Raw genomic sequence first — 19,581 nt, forward strand, 5'->3', positions numbered from 1 at the left:
GCACAAAAAAGGAAGTTCAAATTCGAACTTCCTTTTTCTATCAGCGAATATCAAAATTTATTTTGATACAGCCCCTTTTTAATTACTATATATTACTTTAAAGCTTCTAATACTTCCTCAACCATCTTTTGCGTTGATTCAATACCACCACTTATTGTATACCAAACATCAGCATCTAAATATACTATATTTCCGTTCTTATATGCATCAGTTTTCTTTATAATTTCATTATCAAACATTTCTTTCGCTGAAGTATTTCCACCTGTTACAGCTGCTCTATCTATTACAAATAAATAATCTGGATTTTTATCTAAAATGTATTCAAATGAAGCCTTTTGTCCATGTGTTGATGATTCTATAGTCTTATCAACCGCTTCAATCCCAAACTCCTTGTGAATTATTCCAAATCTTGATCCTTCTCCATATACGCTAAAGGCATTATCATTAGCTAAAGCTATTAAGGCATTTACACCTTCTGCTTTTTCATTAACCTTACCTATAGCTTCTTCAACCTTAGCAACTTGAGCTTTAACTTCCTTTTCTTTACCAAATATTTGTCCTAAAGTTTCCATATTCTTTTTGAAAGAACCTAGGTAATCAGTATTATCAACTCCTAAATAAATTGTTGGAGCTATCTTATTTAATTCTTCATAGTATGATTCTAATCTTCCTGACATTATTATTAAATCTGGCTTTAATTCATAAACTTTTTCCATATCAGGTTCTTTTAAACTTCCTACATTTTCATACTTACCATCTTCATATTTGCTTAAAAGACTTGGTAAACTTGATTTTGGTAAACCTATTATTTCTACATCTAAAGTATTTAAAGCATCTGCTATACCATAGTCGAAAACTATAACTCTTGAAGGATTCTTTGGTACTTCTGTTTCTCCTAATTGATGAGTAATTTTAATCTTCTCTCCATCTGCTGAAACACCATTTCCTGCAAACTTAGTAACACCATAAATACCAAATATAACTGCTATAATAACTATCATTGAAATTATTGTCTTTTTACTCATTTTTATCTCTCCTTTTTATTTAAAAATATACACATATTTTTCTGTTATCTATATTTTGAATATCAAATTTTATTTCATAAATATTTTCAAGTTCTTCCTTTTTGATTGTTTCATCTGTAGGACCATCCTTAACTACTTTTCCATCCTTTAAAGCTACAATATAGTCTGAGTAGCAGGATGCAAAGTTAATATCATGGATTACTATAATAACTGTTTTCCCAAGCTCATCAGTTAACCTTCTTAATATCTTCATAATCTCAACTGAGTGCTTCATATCTAAATTATTTAACGGCTCGTCTAGTAAGATATAATCACTATTTTGAGCTATTACCATGGCAATATATGCTCTTTGTCTTTGACCACCACTTAGTTCATCTAAGTACTTATCTTCAATATCCTTAAGCTGCATATATTCAATTGCCTTGTCCACAAATTCAATGTCTTCATCCTTCAAATTTCCTTGGCAATAAGGAAATCTTCCAAAGCTAACTAATTCCCTAATAGTAAGCTTTATATTTATGTTATTAGATTGCTTTAATATAGAAACTTTCTTAGCAAGCTCTTTATTATCCCATTCTAATATCTCTTTGCCATCTATTAAAACTTCACCTGCATCCCTTTTTATAAGTCTGCTTATTATTGAAAGCAAAGTACTTTTACCTGCACCATTAGGACCTATAAATGAAGTTATTTTTCCTTCTTCTATTTTTAAAGAAACATTGTCTACAACATTCTTGTTTCCATATTTTTTTGTAATTCCTCTTACCTCTATCATTTCGCTCTCTCCTTCATTACAAGATAAATGAAATAGATTCCACCTACAAAATTTATTATTACTCCTATTGTCATTCCAAAATTCAATATTCTTTCAACTATAAGCTGTCCACCTATCAAAGCTATTACACTAATAAAACCTGTTGCTAGTCCAAGTTCGCTATGCTTATATGTTTTCACAAGTTGTCTAGCTATATTTACTACTAGAAGTCCTAAGAATGTTATAGGGCCTACTAGTGCTGTAGATACTGATGTAAGTATTACTATAACCACTAATGTCTTTTTAGTAACCTTATCATAATCAACACCAAGGTTTATTGCTTCATCTCTTCCTAAAGACATAACATCTAATATCTTTAAAAAATCCATACTGAAAACTATACAAAGGGCTATTACTACAGTGGATATAAGCAATATTTCAGTATTTATATTATTAAAGCTTGCCATCATTTTATCTTGTACCATTTGAAACTCTAATGGATCAATTAGCACTTGCATAAATGTTGTTAAACTTTCAAATAAGGTACCACATACAACTCCTATAAGTAACAGTGAAAATATATTATTGCTATTTTTTCTAAATAGAAATTTATATATTAATGAAGAAAATATGATCATTATTATTATTGATATAACAAAATTTGCGTTCTTTCCATTTACTACTCCTGAACCTGACCCTAGGATGAATATTAATGTTGTTTGTAAAAGTACATACAATGAATCTAGCCCTAAGATACTAGGAGTTAAAATTCTGTTGTTAGTGATTGTTTGAAACACTAGGGATGAAAACCCTATTGATATTCCAACTAATATCATTGCTATAATTTTAGGTATACGTCTTGATAAAGCATAATCAAAATTATTTTCATTTAATCCTATTAATAAAAAGACTGCTACTAATATTGCTGCTACTATTCCTAAAACTAGAAGTAATTTTTTATGCTTCATTTCCAGCCCTCCTTACTATCATATAAAGGAAAATTGCGCTTCCTATAACCCCTACTGTTGTTCCTATAGATATTTCAAATGGGAAGATAACTATTCTTCCAAATATATCACAAGCTAAAAGGAATATAGGTCCAAGTAAGGCTGTATGATATAAAGAATTTTTCAAGTTGTCTCCTAGGTAAAGACTAACTATATTAGGAACTATTAATCCAAGGAAAGGAATGTTTCCTACAGTTATTATTGTTACTGCTGATATTATGGATACAATAACAAGTCCAATATTAACTACTGCATTATAATTTAAGCCTAGGTTAGTTGCAAAATCCTCCCCCATTCCTGCTACAGTGAACTTATTAGCATAAAGGAATGAAATTATAACTACAGGAATACTTAAATATAATAATTCGTAATTTCCTTTCATTATCATAGATAGATCTCCCTCCATCCATGAAGAAAGATTTTGAATTAAATCATACTTATAAGCAAAAAATGTAGTTATTGAATTTACCACTTTTCCTAACATCATACCTAATAAAGGTATGAATATTATATTTTTAAACTTTATTGCTTTTGTCATTTTCATGAATATCATTGTGCCTACTAAAGAGAAGGAAAATGATATAAGCATTTTTTGAATTGTTGTTGCAGATGAGAATACTAACATTGAAGCTAATATTCCAAGCTTTGCAAAGTCTACAGTTGCAGCTGTTGTTGGAGAAACAAACTTATTTCTACTTATTTGTTGCATTATAAGACCACTTATGCTTAATCCAATACCAGCAACCACTATACTTATTAATCTTGGAACTCTACTTGTTAATAATATTTCTATTTTTGTGCTATCTAAAGCAAATATATCTCCTAATTTAATATCAGTTACCCCTACGAATAGAGATAAAATTGATAGTATGACTAATATAATAACTAAATACTTCTTCTTCATCTTCTCACCTCTGAATGCTTCTTTGACAAAATCTATGTATATTGATATAATTCATATAAGCAATTATTTGATAATAATTCTCATTTATAGTATCAAATTTATAATTATCTGTCTTATAAAATATTTTGTTTTTTTATAAAATATTTAGGGAAAGTTTATAGAGGTAAAAATATGATAGAAATTTTAGAAAAAATTAAAGAAAATATGGACAACTTTTTTAACTGTACTCACCTTAATATAGAAGTATATAATAAAAATGGATACTTATCATTTTCTTTAGGTGAACCAATAGATTCTGATATAAATGTAATTTTAGATATGATTAAATATAACAAAAATATTATTAACTTAAATCTATCTGAAACTGTTTTTATTACAGCTTGTCCTTTAATAAAAAATGATTATAATAATGGCTTCTATATAATTGGTCCATATTCTACAGATAAAAATAATGAAGATAACATTATATACAAACCAATTCACTGTCTTCCACACTTAATAGAACTTCTTTATGTTGACTTAGATATTAAACCGGAAGAAACTCATAACCTTAATGTAGCTAAAGCAATAAAATATATTGACGCCCATTACTCAGAAGATATTAATTTAGATATTCTATCTAAAAAGCTAAATCTTAATAAAACTTATTTTTGTAATGTATTTAAGAAAACTAAAAAGAAAACTGTTATAGGATATTTAAATGAAAAAAGAATAGAGAAAGGTAAAGAACTTTTAGTAAATACAGATATGAGTATAGCTGATATTGCTTTATCTATTGGCTATTCTAATCAAAATTATTTTAATACTGTGTTTAAGAAAAGCGAAAGTATTCCACCTTTAGAATATAGGAATAAATACAAAGCCATTTAAATACTAAAATATAAAAAGGAAATGTAGGTATATTTAATATATCTAACATTTCCTTCTCTTTACTCTATACTAACTATATATTAGGTTCAAACAAATTAAAATCTTGAAAAGCCTTTCTAATAATATATAGTGCATCTTCTTCACTATATATTATTTGATTATTTCTGCCTGGTGATGGCTTTTTTACCTTTGTAGTAGATGAACGATTTTTAAATTCTTTTGGTGTAGAATTACAATATCTTTTAAAAGCTTGGTTCATATAACGATAATCTGAAAACCCACAATGATAGCAAATATCTATTAATTTCATATTAGTAGTAAGAATCATCTCTCTTGCATGATTAAACCTTACAAAAGTTAGATAATCCTGAAAATTCTGCTTTAAATGTTCCCTAATAAAATGTGATAAAAAGTATACAGATAATCCTTCTCTATCTGCAATATCCTGTAATGATATTTTTTCATTATAATGTTCTTCTATATAACTTGTAATCCTACTTAAACGTAATTTATTCTGACAAATTGCTCCATTATAATCAGTGTTTAATTCATATTTTGAATATTGATTTAATAAATAGAAATACATAATATTAATCATACTTGCACAGTTAATTTGATAATATTGTGGCTTTTCTATATAAACTTCTCCAAGCTTTAGAAAAGTATAAATCAATAAATTATGCTTGATATCATATCTACAATGATCAGTAAAAACCACATGACTAATTTGGGGAAAATATCCTTCAAAATACTTAGGTAATATTTGCAAACATAAAAATATTGATGCTTCCTCCTGTGAAATTATTTCATGCTTATCATTACTATTAAGTAAAATAACATCCCCCGGCTGAAATTGAAATTGTTCATCATTAATAATAAAAATAGGGTTACCTTTAAAAACAAACAACATCTCTACTTCAGGGTGAAGATGGGGCTCTCGATAATCAATTTCCACCACAAACAAATTCATATTTTTTATATTTGGGTAATCAATGATTTCTAGTTTCTGATTCATAATATCCCCCCTTTGATAACGTTATTATAAAAAGTTTTATCATATTTGAAAAGTATATTCTTGTTACCACAACAACATTGTCATATAAACTGAACACAATAATGATACAAATGAAATCGTTTGCCTATTATAATAATCACGTAAAGTTAAATTATTTATTAACTTAAGATTAAATTTTCATTTATGTGAAGGGAGAAACATATGAAAAAGAAATTTATAGCTAAACGTGGACTAATTTTCTCATTAATTTTTACTCTATTTTGTTTAATTAGTTCTAACTTACTTCTAAGTAACTTTGGAAAAGTAAGAATTGAAACTACAACAATACAAACACGCTCTGGTGATAATGTTAGTATTCGTGTTTATAGTCCCAAAAATGCAACATCAGAAAATAAAGCTCCTGCTGTTGTATTTGCTCATGGTTTATCAACAACAAAAGAATGTTATGCTCAATATGCATTAGAATTATCTCGTCGTGGATTCGTTGTTATAACACCTGATATGTTAAACCATGGTGGTTCCGATATAACCTCTTATGAAACATTCTTCACTGATATCAACACAGAAGGATATGGAATCTACTCTGCTGTAAGATATGCAAGCGATTTAGATTATGTTGATTCAAACCAAATAGGTATAGTTGGTCATTCAATGGGTGGTAATGCTACAAATATTAGTGTTACTTTAGATAATATGAGTCCTAATAAATTAATCTCTTCAGTATACCTTATTGCAAGTAACCCTACTTTTAAAGATTTTGAAGGAAACTGGGCAAACGTATATGGAGACCGTAGTGTAGGTCTTTACTATACATTCTACGACCATGTTTATTTCAGTACTCAAGATGATACTGGAAAAATAATATCAGCTCAAGAGTTCTTAGGTTCTAATGAAGCTAAATCCTTCGCTAGTTTTGGACAAGCACCATCTGCATTCCCAGGTGATGAAGTACTTCCTGGACATACATACTCAACTGATATAAATGGTAAACAAGTAATTCGTCGTATTACAAAAGCTAACGAAATTCATCCAAAGCCACAAGGTGGTAGTGGTGCTGTAGCATCAGTAGTGGACTTTTTCCAAGAAACATTAGAAGCTCCACAATATAAGCTTGGTAGTATGCAAATTTGGAAATTCTATAGTATAGCATCTATTTTAGGACTTGCTGGTGCCTTAGCTATATGTATATTTACAATTGCAGTATTAACAAAGACAAAATTCTTCTCTAGCTTAAAAGCTGAAGATAATAAACAATTACGTCCTGCCCCAAATAAGAAAGGGAAAATTTGGTTCTGGTCATTAACCATTCTTAACTGTGCATTTGCTTTCATAAGTATATCTTTAATCTTTAATAAAGGATTAGGATACTTTGTAACAAATCAATTGCCACAACAAACAAGTAATATATATGCTTTATGGGCATTGGCTAATGGACTTTTCATGTTATTTACTTCTTTTGGTTCTTACTTCTTATATGGAAGAAAAGAAGGAGATACTTTAAAGCAATGGGGTGTAAGAATTCCATTTATTGATGTTATAAAGTCAATATTATTAGCTATCATAGGAATATTAAGTGTACTAGCTGTTGTGTATATTGCACAATATATATTCCAAATAGATTTACGTTATTATCTATGGGGAATGCGTGAATTACCTTTAGATCACTTATACTTATTCTTTACTTACCTACCATTCTATTTATTGTTTGGTATCGCTGTTAGTATTGCAATAAATTCTGCATACTACTCAAAAATTGGTAAAGAGCCTACATGGTTAAATGATTTATTCTTTGCATTTATGAATATGATCCCTGCACTTGTAATCACATTTGTTGGATACTATTTATTTGCTAAGACAGGGGTACAGCAAAATATATTTGGATCAACATTTACATTCACATATATGATTAATGCAATACCTGTATTCCCAATAGCTATACTTGTATTACGTCGTATATTTAAATATTGTAATAATCCTTATATTCCTGGAATTATAGTAGGAAGCTTACTATGCTTCATGCAAGTTGCTTCAGTATTTACTTGTCATACATTCATGTTCATGGGATAAGATAATAAAATATTTTAAAAAGGATGTATCAAAATAAATTTTGATACATCCTCTTTTATTATTTAGCTACTTTCTTTTTGTTTTTAATAATAGTAATAGCTCCTAATGAAGTAACCATTAAGGCTACTAGGAATATAACTCCTTCCATCTTTAAAGAATCACCAGTCTTAACAGTATCCCCACTTTCATCTTTGTTAACTCCATTATTTACATTTCCATTATCTGAATCACTAGATGTCTTTTTAGTTGTTAATATAACTGTTCCCCCCTCACTCATAGCCGGTATCGCCACATTTACTACTCCATTTTCATTAACCTTATATTCCTTATTGTTATAACGATCAACAAGTACAGTTCCTGCCTCATATGGAACATCTATAGAGCGTTCCTGTTCCACCTCATCAATATTTAGAACTGTAACTACAGATTCATCGTTATAAGTTCTACTAAATGCACTAAACTTATCTTCATCGCCGCCGGCAATAGTTACTCTATCACCTTTAGAAAATACTAGAGAGTTATCCTTTCTTATATTTAATAATTTCTTATAATGATTATAAACTTTTGCATATTCAGGATCTTCTAATCTAGAAAAATCCATATCATATCTGTTAGCATCACCTAATTCCATTCCGTTCTTACCAGTCATGCCTAACTCTTCACCATAATAAATTACTGGAATACCTTTATCAGTTATCTGAATAGCTGCACCTATCATTTGCTTTCCTAAATTATAGTCTACAGTTGTAAGGAATCCATCCTCATCATGGCTACTTAAAAATTGCCCTAAAAGATAAGTATTACTAATCTTATCTGCTCTAGAATTTAAGTAGTCAGTTGTTTCTGTTATCTTTCCATTCACAAAATCCCTAGCTTTATTCTTATATTGGAAGTCTAATAATGCATCCATTTCACCATTTTCTAACTTGTTAAATGTTGAATCTACATCAGCTCCATAATATTCACCTATCATCTTAAAGTTAGGATCTATCTCTGTTACGCTGTTTTTCAATGATTTCCAAGTAGCTCCCTCTACATGTTTAACTGTATCAATTCTAAAGTAATCAATAGTATTACCTTTATCAGTCTTTGATTTTTCAATCCAAGATTTTTGCCAGTTTACAAGAGTTTCTCTTACTTCTGAATCTTCAGTTCTAAAATCAGGTAAACCTGATACTTCTTGAGTTTCGAAGTCATTTCCTGCAACATCCCTAAACATGTTTCCAAATAATCTTCTATCCTCATTAGTAGGATAATTATTAGCACCACTATTTCCTTCTTCTTTATTCATTCCGTAACCTGCATGGTTTAAAACTACATCAACCATAAGCTTTATATCACTATCATGAGCTGTATCTATTAATGTTTTTAAATCATCCATTGTGCCTAAATGTGGATCTAAGTTTTCAAAATTCTTCGCCCAGTATCCATGGTAAGAATATTGATTTCCATCTGAAGAAAATTGTTGATTAAAATCTGTATTTTCTACAATTGGAGTAATCCAAATAGTATTTATACCTAAATCCTTTAAGTATGGAATCTTTTCAGTTAATCCCTTTAAGTCCCCCCCATGGTAAGTAAATGGATTGCTCTTATCATAGTTGTTTCCATTTGGATCATCATTACTTTCATCACCATTGAAGAATCTATCTGTTACAGTAAAATAAATTCTTGCTTCATCAAATCCAAAATCTTCATCGCCTATAGCTGTTTTTGATTTTACAGTTAGGGTTGTTTCAATTTCGTGTTCTTGTCCATTCTTATCAACTACTACTATTGTTATACTTTTATCACCTGATGTTACAACATCTTTTACCCCGATAGTTTGGCTAATAACATTATTATTTAATAAAGCTAAATCCATAGGAACTTTATTAGATCCACCAACTTCTGATAAATCCATATAAATTTCTTTTATATTATCTTTGCTTACATCTTCATCTAAAGTAACCTTAACTACTGTGTTTTGATCATAATCAACTTCTTTAGGTGATACTTCAGCTACTCCGTTAATATAATATAACTTTAAGTCTACAACACCTGATTTAGCCTCTTCTCCATCTACTATAAAGGTATATTCATATCTTCCTTCTTGAATATTGTTAAGCCTATACTCAAAGTATTGGTTGGTAGAATCATAAGGCATATCATATAAGTTAGAGTTACCATTTTCATCTTCAACTTTTACCTTAACACTTTCAATTTGATCCTGTGCATTATTAAAATATAAATTCCTATCCCTATATCTAAATAATATAGACTTATCATTTATATTAACTTCTGCATTCTCAATTGATGGTACTTGGAAATAATCTTTTTCTCCACTTGCTACTGTTACCTTTGTAATATTAGATTTAGGATCTAAAGTTATATTTCTATCACTTCCAAATGGATCCTTTTCTACCCACTCCCCTTTTCTAATAATAAAACTTATTGTAGATGCGCCCTCTGGAACTAAGAATCTTGCTGTAGCAGTATCTCCATCAAAAGAAGAGAAGTTCTTTTGCATTCCATCAAAGCCTGCCGACCACATCCATATATTCCAATCTTCAAAATCTTTATCTGGTTTTACATACTTAAACTCTACATACTTATTTTCTACTTTACTTTCTTCCCCAACATAAATTGCAGAGTTACCATCAGATATTACTTGGTTACCTGAATCTAAGAAAGCATCTGACCAATCATTGCCACTATGAGGTTTAAATTTATATACATATTTACCTTCTGGAACTTCTAATGTTGTTGAGAAAATACCATTCTCTCCTTTTGTCATTTTGACTTCTTTACTTACATTCCAGTCTACTTGTGGGAATGAACCTATTAAATATAATTCGTCTCCATCATACTTAGTATTTATCGTTATTTTATATTTTCCATCTGTGCCTTGTTCTATTGTATATGTTGGTACTGTTACTACTGAGTTACCATTTGAAGTGTTCTCATTTGAAGGATCAGTGAACCAGTTATTATTTTCATCAAAGAACTTGTATTCATATACTTGTCCAGGTTCTAATGCTAAAGTAGTATAAAAACTTCCATCCTTACTCTTTTGCATTGTGATTGCATTAGAAGCCCAATTTGTCATGCTTCCTGCAAGCTTTACTTGTTCACTATCATGATTTACTCTAAAGGTTACTGTACCATCCCCATTTATTACAGGACTTTGTAGGCTCCCTTTTATTTCTACTACAGAGTTTCCCTCTGCAGTTTCATTAGGGTTGTTAGGATCCTTAAACCAAGTATCTCCTGTAACATACTTATATTGATGAATACCAACACCAAGCTCTAATGTTACTTCAAAAACTCCATCTGTTCCTTTAGTCATTGGTGTAGCAGTAGGATTCCAACCATTCATAGTTCCAGCTATATAAAGCTCTTCAGAATCATACTTAACCCTAAAAGTTACTGTATTATCGTCATTTTTTGTAACACCTAAAGCTTTAATAACTAAAATAGAGTTTCCATCTGGTGAATATTCTTGGGTGAAAGACCCCTCCCAATTGTTACTATTAGGCTTATATTTGTATTGATATCTTCCTGGTGCTAAAGGTACTTCTGTAGTATATCTAAATACACCATCATCGCCCTTAGTCATGGATTCTTGTCCTGATTCCCAACTAGTCATATCCCCTGCTAAATAAAGGGTATCCCCTTCATACTTAACACTAAAAGTTACGGTACCATCTTCGTTAACTCTTGGAGATAGTATTTCAACTCTCATTTGTGTTTCCTGTTTAGTCTCTTGTGCATTTATTGACACCTCAGGAATAGATACTAAACTAAGGCAAAATACTATGGCTAATACCGCTGCTATCTTACCTCTTAGTCTTTTGAAATTATTGACAACCATATTCTCCCTCCTTTTTTAATTTTTGTATATGTTTTCATTAATATATTACTACAATTTTGCCCCTTTTAACCTTATTCTAAAAATGAGAATTTTACATATATTTCCTAAACCTAAAGATAACTTTTCATTCTATTTTTGAACATAAAAAAATAGTTCATCTAAAAGATCAACTCAAAAAATAAAGAAGTCCATTATGAATAACACTCATAATAGACTTCCTTTCCTTTAATTATTTTATAAGCCTAATTCTTCTCCATTAGAAGATATAACCTTCTTATACCACTCAAATGAATCCTTTTTATATCTTTTCATTGTTCCATTACCTTCATTATCAAGGTCTACATAAATGAAACCATAACGCTTTTTCATTTCTCCAGTAGAAGCACTAATTAAATCAATACATCCCCAAGGAGTATATGCAATTAAATCAACCCCATCTTCTAAGGCACCTTCCATTGCTTTAATATGTTCTCTTAGGTATTCAATACGATATTGATCATGTACTTTTTTATCTTCTGTTAGTTCATCTATAGCTCCTAGCCCATTTTCAACAACCATAACTGGAATTTCATAACGATTATAGATTTCATTTAAATAATAACGTAAACCTATAGGGTCCATTCCCCATCCCCATTCAGAATATTGGATATATGGATTTTTTGAACCAAGACTAAAATTACCCAATCCATCCTTAGCCACATTTTTATCGGCTGAAGTACAAGTTGTTGAGTAATAAGAGAAGCTAAAGAAGTCAACTTTTCCTTCTTTTAAATCTTTAATATCCTCTTCTGTATATTCTAGATTAACATTATCTTCTTTCCATAATCTCTTTGCAAATACAGGATATTCTCCACGTACCATAACGTCTCCACAGTAATAAAAACTATCCTGCATCTTCTTTTGATTTTTTAATACATCTTCTGGAGCACATGTTAATGGATACGAACATGCTCCAGCTATCATACATCCTACTTTGTATTCTGGATCAATAGAATGTGCACGTTGTACAGCTCTTGCACTTGCAACAAACTGATTATGTAACGCTTGATAATTATTCGCTATATCATCCTTTGACATGTTAGGAATAAAATCTTTGAACATTAAAAGGCTATTTATTTCATTAAATGTTAGCCAATATTTAACTAATCCTTTATATTCATTAAATAATACTTTAGTATACCTATCAAATAGTGAAATAAGTTTACGATTTTTCCATCCATCTAATTCTTCTTCTAAATAAAGTGGTGTATCATAATGAGAAATTGTAACTAAAGGTTCAATATTATATTTTTTAAGTTCTTCAAATACATCACGATAAAAATCAAGACCTTTTTTATTTGGCTCTTCTTCTATTCCATTTGGAAATATTCTTGACCATGAAATAGACATACGAAACATTTTAAATCCCATTTCTGCAAATAGAGCAATATCTTCTTTATAATGATGATAGAAATCAATTGCATTATGGTTAGGATAATAATACCCATCTAAAATTACACCCTTTGCATCTTTTGGATATGGTGTAAATTGAGGTGCTAGTCCTGTTTCACCACTTGGTAAACGATAAGTTACACCACGTGGCGTAGTAGCTGTTCCAGCAGTTGTAACATCTGTTTTTGCTAGTCCTCTTCCATCTACATTATAGGCACCTTCACATTGATTGGCAGCAGTAGCACCACCCCAATAAAAATCTTTTGGAAAACTCATGTTATATCCCTCCTAATGTACAACTGTAAGAAGCTCATCTCCAGCCTCTACACTATTCTTAGTTGTTTCTATAATATCTAAATAATTGTCAGTATTAGTAATGATAATAGGTGTTTCTACACTATACCCTTCCTTTTTAAGCTGTTCCATATCAAAAGTTACTAATAAATCTCCCTTTTTAACTACGTCACCTTGCTCTATAAAGCTATTGAAATACTTTCCTTCTAATTGAACAGTATTATATCCAATGTGAATAAGCACTTCACAGCCATCTTCTGATACAATTCCAATAGCATGTTTTGTAGGGAATAATGTACGAACTGTTCCATCAAAAGGTGCAACTATTTTCCCTTCAGTAGGATTAATTAAAATACCTTTTCCTAATACTTCACATGCAAACGCCTCATCAGCAGATTCCTTTAATGGTGATATAGAACCTTTAGCTGGGGCAAAAACAACTTCTTGTGTTGATCTTTGAACTTTATTATCTGATTTTTCTTCAATTTTATCATCTTTAAACATTAAATAAGCTAATACAAAAGAAATAATAAATGGAACTGCTACAGCTATGATAAGTGGTAATATTTGTGGTCCTTTAGGATTTAATAGCCCTAATAACCCTATAACTCCCATACCTGTATATGTATACATCATAATATTAGTAAGGTAAACTACAATAGCAGAAGTAGCTGCACCAATACAAGAAATAACAAACATCTTAATACGTGGTAATGTTACTCCATAAATAGCTGGTTCAGTAACACCAAATATTCCTGAAATAAATGCTGGAAGAGCAATTGATTTTAACTTCTTATCTTTAGTTCTTATATAAATCGCTAAAACAACACCAATTTGAGCAAAACATGAGAAGAATGTATACGCCATTAATTGACTAGGTATACCTTGCATTAAATCCATAAATGGGAACATGAATAATACTCCATGAACACCAAATAATACGAACACTTGATAGAATCCAGCTAAAAGAGTCCCTGCAACTATTGGGCTAACTTTAAGTAATGAGTTAATTCCAGTATTAATTCCTACACCAATTAAATTTGCAATAGGTCCAATTAAAACGAATCCTATAGGAACAACAATTACTAATACAAGTACTGGTACAATAAAATTACGAACAAGTTCTGGCACATATTTTTTGAAAAATCTTTCTAAAGGTGCCGCTGCAGCAATCATAAATACAACTGGTAAAAATGTTCCCGTGTAAGTAGCATTAAATACATGTCCAAATAAATTAATATCTACACCATTAATTGCTGGATAACACATAATAGCACCAATAAGGAAACCTAAGTAAGGATCCATTTTTAATTTCTTAGCCACATTGTAACCAAGCATTAATGGTAAGAAGAAGAATATCGCATCTCCAATTGCCATCAATAAAAGGTAAACCCCATCTTCAGGTGTAACAACTCCTAAAAAAGTTAATAAAGTTGTTAGTCCCTTAACAATACCACTAGCACAAATCATGTTTAAGCAAGGTCCCATTCCACCCATAACTACACTTAAAACACGATTAAATAAGCTTGCTTTTTTTTCTTCAACCTCTGTTCCTTCTTTTCCACCATAAGCTTGCATTCCAATCTTTTCACAAACTTCAGCATATACATGAGGTACATGTTCACCAATAACCACCATATATTGTCCCATGGCTTTCATAACAGTAATTACGCCATCCATGTTCTTCAAAACATCATCATTTGCAATACTTTCATCTTTTAGATTAAAACGTAAGCGTGTAATACAATGCTTTAAGTCTATAATATTTTCTTTTCCACCGACATTTTTAATAATATCCTCTGCTAATTTTGAGTATTTTCCCATTTTTTTCTTTGCCTCCATTTTTTCTTAACATTCAAAAACTGAAGGTTTAGCCAACTTAATGTTACCATCCAAACAAAAAATAAGTTTTAACATAATAATACAGCCATTAATCACATCCATTTCTACTAGTATATTGATATTTAAATACCTATAAAGGCATATTAACTTAATTAAAGTTTAGTTTTATAAATGACACGTTCAATATGAATTGTAAGATACAATTGCTCTTCAGGAGATAGCTCATAATTATACTTACTTTTTATATAATCATTAATTTTTCCTACACACTTATATGAAGTATGATATTTTATTTTAACAACATCTAATAATCCATCATTACTTTCGTCATCAATTGTTTTTCCTAAAATTAGTCTTTGAGCAAAAAACTTAAGATGTGTAATAAAACGATAATAATAAACTGAATTAGTATCAAATTCAACTCTAAAATAATATTTAACAATGTTAGATATCTCTTGCATAATACGAGTTATATCAATAATTTGCTCCATATTGCTTTCATCCATTTCTGCATTCACAATATGCAAAGCAATAAACCCAGCCTCATCATCAGGTAATCTTACCTTAAATAACTCTTCAATCATATCTAGTGCATTCATACCAATTTCAAACTCATCTTCATAAAAACGTTTGATATCCCAAATCATAGCGCTCTTCATACTAATTCCTTCTAAATAACGAGAAATAGCAGTATATATATGATCACTTAATGATATTATTAAGCTATCATTCAATCTTTTGCCTAACTTTGTTTCTGCTAAATGTATTATTTCGTCTGCAAGTTTAACATGGTCTAGGGGTATATTTAATAATAACTGCTTAAACTTTTCATTCATTCCTTGATCTTTCAAAACGAAAACTTTATTAACTTCCTTACTATCAACTTCATCACCAATTTTCTTTTTAAAAGCAATACCCTTTCCACAAACAACGCACTCTTTTTCATCTTTATCAAGAGTGATTATAACATTATTATTAAGTATTCTATGTATTATCATATTACTATCCTCCAAAACAAAAAAACCCATCTATAAGCAAAATGGGCATAGTACTCCCACACTGCTTATAAATAGGTCTAGCTTGCATTAAAACAATTACCATCCTAATTTCTATTCTTATTGATTTTATAATATCACAACAATTTAACCTTTGCAATCCTTTTCTTAAAAATAAAAAGGCCTAGATTACTCTAAGCCTTTAATATCAATCATTCTATTTTGCCTTTATAAGCTTAACGATTGTCTCAGCAGTAGCTTTCTTCCATTCAAAGTTCCCCTTCGGCTCCTTTTCACGGGAAAGTCTTACAGAAGTAATATCCTTAAAACTTGTTAAGTCAGCTAAAGCTTTCTTACAAGTTTTGTTATTACTTCACCATGTGGGGTATTTGGGAACATATCCTTAACCCTAGTCTTTATAACCTCATATCCAGCATCAATTAGTACCTTTAAATCAGTAACTAATGTCTTAGGGTTACAAGATACATATATTATTTCCTTAGCATTAAATTTAATAACATATTCTAATGCCTTTGGATGAACTCCACTTCTTGGTGGATCTAATATGATTATATCTGGTTTATCCTTAACATTTTTAATTGTTACAGCAACATCACCAGCTATAAACTCACAATTATCTAATCCATTAAGTTTAGCATTTTCCTTGGCAGCTTCAACAGCTTCTTCTATAAGTTCAATTCCAACTACCTTTTTAGCATTTGGTGCAACTATTTGACCAATAGTTCCAGTTCCGCAGTAAAGATCGAAAACAACTTTATTATCAGCATCTCCCATATATTCTCTAACAATACTATAAAGGCTTTCTGCTCCTTTAGTATTAGTTTGGAAGAATGAGAATGGTGATATATTAAATTTTAGTCCTAATAATTCTTCTTGAATATGGTCTATACCATAAAGAATATTTACCTTTTCAGGCACAACTGCATCAGAGAATGAGTTGTTTTCTGTATGGATAATAGAAACTAGCTTTCCTTCATACTTAGCATTCTTTAGAATATCTACATACTCATCTAAATTAAAATCTATTTGAGTTGTAGTTACAAGGTTAACCATAAGCTCCCCTGTATTCTTAGCTTTTCTTATAACTAAGTGTCTTAAATATCCCTCTCTCTTCATTACTCTATAGTAAGGTAAATCTTGCTTTCTAAAGTAATCAACTGTAAGGTTTATTATAGTTCTAAAATCTTCATCAACTATTTTACACTCATGAACATTTATAATTCCAAATGATTTATTCTTTATATGCATTCCAAGAGTCAGTTCTCCACCCTTTTCCATATCTCCAAAGGTGAATTCCATCTTGTTTCTATATTCCCATTGATCCTTACTTCCAGTAACCCCTTCATAATTTCCTGTAGGAACATCTGCATTTACAAATAACTCTTTTACTTCATCACTTAATAACTCTAACTGTTTATCATAAGATAGATTTTGTGATGAACACCCACCACAAATACCAAAGTGAGGACATTTAGGTTCTATTTCATATTCAGCTCTTTCAACAACTTCTAAAGCTTTTACTTCTGCATAATCAGCTTTTTTCTTCTTTACTCTTCCCTTAACAACTTGACCTGGGAATGTATTCTTAACATAAATCTTTCTATCTCCCTCAGTTCCAATACCTATAGAAGGAAATTCTGTCTTCTCTATTTTTACTAGTATCTCGCTGCCTTTTCTCATGTTCAACTCCTATTGTTCGTTTTCTTCTACAACTTCCTCTGTAGCATCATCATTTTTTACTTCTTTAGTATGATTATCTAACTTAAGTATTCTCTTTCCTATAGTTGTACCGTACTTTCCCCCTTCTAATAAAGGGAAATATAAGGCATTAATTATAAACATGTTAATTATTAAGAAAATCTCTGTTGTCACCATTGTGAACCCAAATATTCTTAAAACACCTTCCACTACTAATAATCCTAAGGCTGACACACCAAAGATTATCATTTCATCTAAAACTCCTGCAAAAATCTTCTTTAACAAAACTTTTCCTCCTTAAATTCATTAATTAGTAGTAGTTGCTGCATCTATATTTTCCTCTGAACCTTCTTTTACAAATTGCAGTTCCTTAGTTTCTAAAGTATATACTAGGTATTCTTTATTTACAGTATATTCTTCATATAAACCATTTATAGTGTTTTGATAAACCCCTTCACCACTATCACTCTTTAATATTTTTATAATTTCTTCATTAATTTTAGAATAATCTCTATCCTTTTCTCCTGTCATAAACTCAACAAAAGATGCTAAAGATGTATCCCCAAAATCGAATCTATTTTCACCACTTAAAGCACCCTCTCCATCAAAATTTAAAGATAACTTAAGTGTTATTTGCCCTGATGCTAAATCATCCCCAAATAATTTTCTTCCAAAATATAAACTTTCAAGACGATTTTTCTCTGGCTTTTCATTATCAAGATATAAATACTTCTTACTTACAGTCCTACCTTTTTCTTGCTTTACGCTTTCTTCACCTTTTTCATTAAAAGTTAAGCCGTACATTTTACACTTATCTCTTACTTCAACAAAAAGTTTATCAAACTTTTCATCAAAAGTTTTTAATGTTATATCCTTAGTCCATTCTCCATCTAAGTTTGAATATTTCTCATCACTTGCAATAGCAAATGTTTTTGTATTGTCTTCTTTGTTCTCCTTGTTACCACACCCTACTAATGATACTGTCATCATAGTCCCTAAAATAAGAGCTATTATTTTTTTAGACATTATTTCTCCTCCTATGAACCCCTATATATAAACATTTTTTTGCTCTTTTAATACGGATTAATTATATCATTAAAACGCTTATTTTAAAACAAATATCATACTTTTATACTATCTTTTAATTTTTCAAAGGATGCTTCTCCTATCCCTTTTATATTTTTTATTTCCTCAACAGATTTAAATTTTCCATTTTTCTCTCTATATTTTATAATTTCTACTGCTTTTGCAGGCCCAATTCCTGGCAAAGAATCTAATTCTGTTTCATTTGCTGTATTAATATTTATTTTTCCATTACTATTTGAACCAGCACTTGCAAAAGACCCATTTTCCTCTTGCCCTTTTATAGGAATTATAACCTCTTGATTATCTGACAACTTTTCTGCTCTATTTATTTTAATCAAATCAGCCTCACTTGTAGTACCTCCAGCAATCTTAATTGCATCTTCTACTATACTCCCCTCATCTAATCTATAAATATTAGGCCTTTTAACCCCTCCTTTTACATCTACTACTATTTGCTTATTTTTCAGTTCAATAGCCTCCCCTTCATCCTCTTCAACAAACATACTTTCAGTCTCATTCTTCTTTAACTGATCTTTGCCAGATTTAACATATGTAAATAAAGCATAGAAACTTACCATAACAACGATAGTTATAATCCCTACAGCTGTATACTTTTTCTTCATAAAACACCTCATGCCTTTAATATTCTCTTATGATTATTAACAAAAACTCTATATTTAACCTAATATATTCTATTTTTATTAATTTTATAGAATTAA

15 protein-coding genes are annotated in these 19,581 nt (G+C 30.1%); 2 read left to right on the forward strand and 13 right to left on the reverse strand.

From position 1 onward, the window contains the following. Nucleotides 1–92: 92 nt before the first annotated feature. Genes I4V16_RS13100 through I4V16_RS13115 form a run of 4 tightly spaced genes read right to left on the reverse strand, consistent with a single transcriptional unit; the run spans nt 93 to nt 3,690 of the window. Nucleotides 93–1,025 (reverse strand): siderophore ABC transporter substrate-binding protein, encoded by a 933-nt coding sequence (locus I4V16_RS13100; protein WP_049180378.1) that lies wholly within the window; start codon nt 1,023–1,025, stop codon nt 93–95. A gap of 19 nt (nt 1,026–1,044) precedes the next feature. Further along, nucleotides 1,045–1,800, reverse strand: coding sequence for an ABC transporter ATP-binding protein (locus tag I4V16_RS13105; RefSeq protein WP_049180379.1), 756 nt, complete (start codon nt 1,798–1,800; stop codon nt 1,045–1,047). Further along, complete coding sequence (locus I4V16_RS13110) at nt 1,797–2,747, reverse strand: iron chelate uptake ABC transporter family permease subunit (RefSeq protein WP_049180381.1); 951 nt, start codon at nt 2,745–2,747, stop codon at nt 1,797–1,799. The genes I4V16_RS13105 and I4V16_RS13110 overlap by 4 nt, the downstream gene beginning before the upstream one ends. Beyond that, entirely contained in the window at nt 2,737–3,690 is a 954-nt protein-coding gene (locus I4V16_RS13115; RefSeq protein WP_049180383.1) for an ABC transporter permease, read from the reverse strand. Before I4V16_RS13115 ends, I4V16_RS13110 begins: the two co-directional genes overlap by 11 nt. Before the next feature lie 171 nt (nt 3,691–3,861). On the opposite strand from I4V16_RS13115, the gene I4V16_RS13120 reads away from it, so the two are divergent. Continuing rightward, a complete protein-coding gene (locus I4V16_RS13120; RefSeq protein WP_049180384.1) occupies nt 3,862–4,560 on the forward strand; it encodes an AraC family transcriptional regulator in 699 nt (232 codons plus the stop codon). 73 nt (nt 4,561–4,633) lie between these two features. Here I4V16_RS13120 and I4V16_RS13125 read toward each other — a convergent pair whose 3' ends face one another. After that, on the reverse strand, nt 4,634–5,575 hold the full coding sequence (locus I4V16_RS13125) for an AraC family transcriptional regulator (protein ID WP_111937348.1): 942 nt from the start codon (nt 5,573–5,575) through the stop codon (nt 4,634–4,636). Nucleotides 5,576–5,776: 201 nt separating this feature from the next. On the opposite strand from I4V16_RS13125, the gene I4V16_RS13130 reads away from it, so the two are divergent. Continuing rightward, complete coding sequence (locus I4V16_RS13130; protein ID WP_099328915.1) at nt 5,777–7,642, forward strand: alpha/beta hydrolase; 1,866 nt, start codon at nt 5,777–5,779, stop codon at nt 7,640–7,642. Nucleotides 7,643–7,700: 58 nt separating this feature from the next. Here the strand turns inward: I4V16_RS13130 and I4V16_RS13135 are convergent, their stop codons facing one another. The 8 genes from I4V16_RS13135 to I4V16_RS13170 form a co-directional block, all read right to left on the reverse strand. Next, the gene (locus I4V16_RS13135) at nt 7,701–11,495 is read right to left on the reverse strand and encodes an alpha-amylase family glycosyl hydrolase (protein ID WP_111937349.1); all 3,795 of its coding nucleotides are present in this window, start codon (nt 11,493–11,495) and stop codon (nt 7,701–7,703) included. 234 nt (nt 11,496–11,729) lie between these two features. Continuing rightward, nucleotides 11,730–13,202, reverse strand: coding sequence for a family 1 glycosylhydrolase (locus tag I4V16_RS13140; RefSeq protein ID WP_111937350.1), 1,473 nt, complete (start codon nt 13,200–13,202; stop codon nt 11,730–11,732). Nucleotides 13,203–13,214: 12 nt separating this feature from the next. Further along, nucleotides 13,215–15,044 (reverse strand): beta-glucoside-specific PTS transporter subunit IIABC, encoded by a 1,830-nt coding sequence (locus I4V16_RS13145; protein ID WP_099328913.1) that lies wholly within the window; start codon nt 15,042–15,044, stop codon nt 13,215–13,217. A gap of 170 nt (nt 15,045–15,214) precedes the next feature. Next, the gene (locus tag I4V16_RS13150) at nt 15,215–16,060 is read right to left on the reverse strand and encodes a PRD domain-containing protein (RefSeq protein WP_049180391.1); all 846 of its coding nucleotides are present in this window, start codon (nt 16,058–16,060) and stop codon (nt 15,215–15,217) included. Between the two features lie 339 nt (nt 16,061–16,399). After that, complete coding sequence (rlmD, locus tag I4V16_RS13155) at nt 16,400–17,758, reverse strand: 23S rRNA (uracil(1939)-C(5))-methyltransferase RlmD (RefSeq protein ID WP_099328912.1); 1,359 nt, start codon at nt 17,756–17,758, stop codon at nt 16,400–16,402. 9 nt (nt 17,759–17,767) lie between these two features. Then, a complete protein-coding gene (locus I4V16_RS13160; protein WP_049180395.1) occupies nt 17,768–18,061 on the reverse strand; it encodes an RDD family protein in 294 nt (97 codons plus the stop codon). 21 nt (nt 18,062–18,082) lie between these two features. Further along, nucleotides 18,083–18,802, reverse strand: a complete 720-nt coding sequence (locus I4V16_RS13165) for a hypothetical protein (RefSeq protein ID WP_111937351.1) — start codon at nt 18,800–18,802, stop codon at nt 18,083–18,085. A 95-nt stretch (nt 18,803–18,897) separates the two neighbouring features. Next, on the reverse strand, nt 18,898–19,485 hold the full coding sequence (locus I4V16_RS13170; RefSeq protein WP_111937352.1) for a helix-hairpin-helix domain-containing protein: 588 nt from the start codon (nt 19,483–19,485) through the stop codon (nt 18,898–18,900). Nucleotides 19,486–19,581: the final 96 nt, after the last annotated feature.

Origin of the sequence: Clostridium sp. 1001283B150210_160208_E6 (genome assembly GCF_015669365.1) — a bacterium.
Taxonomy (GTDB): domain Bacteria; phylum Bacillota; class Clostridia; order Clostridiales; family Clostridiaceae; genus Clostridium; species Clostridium paraputrificum.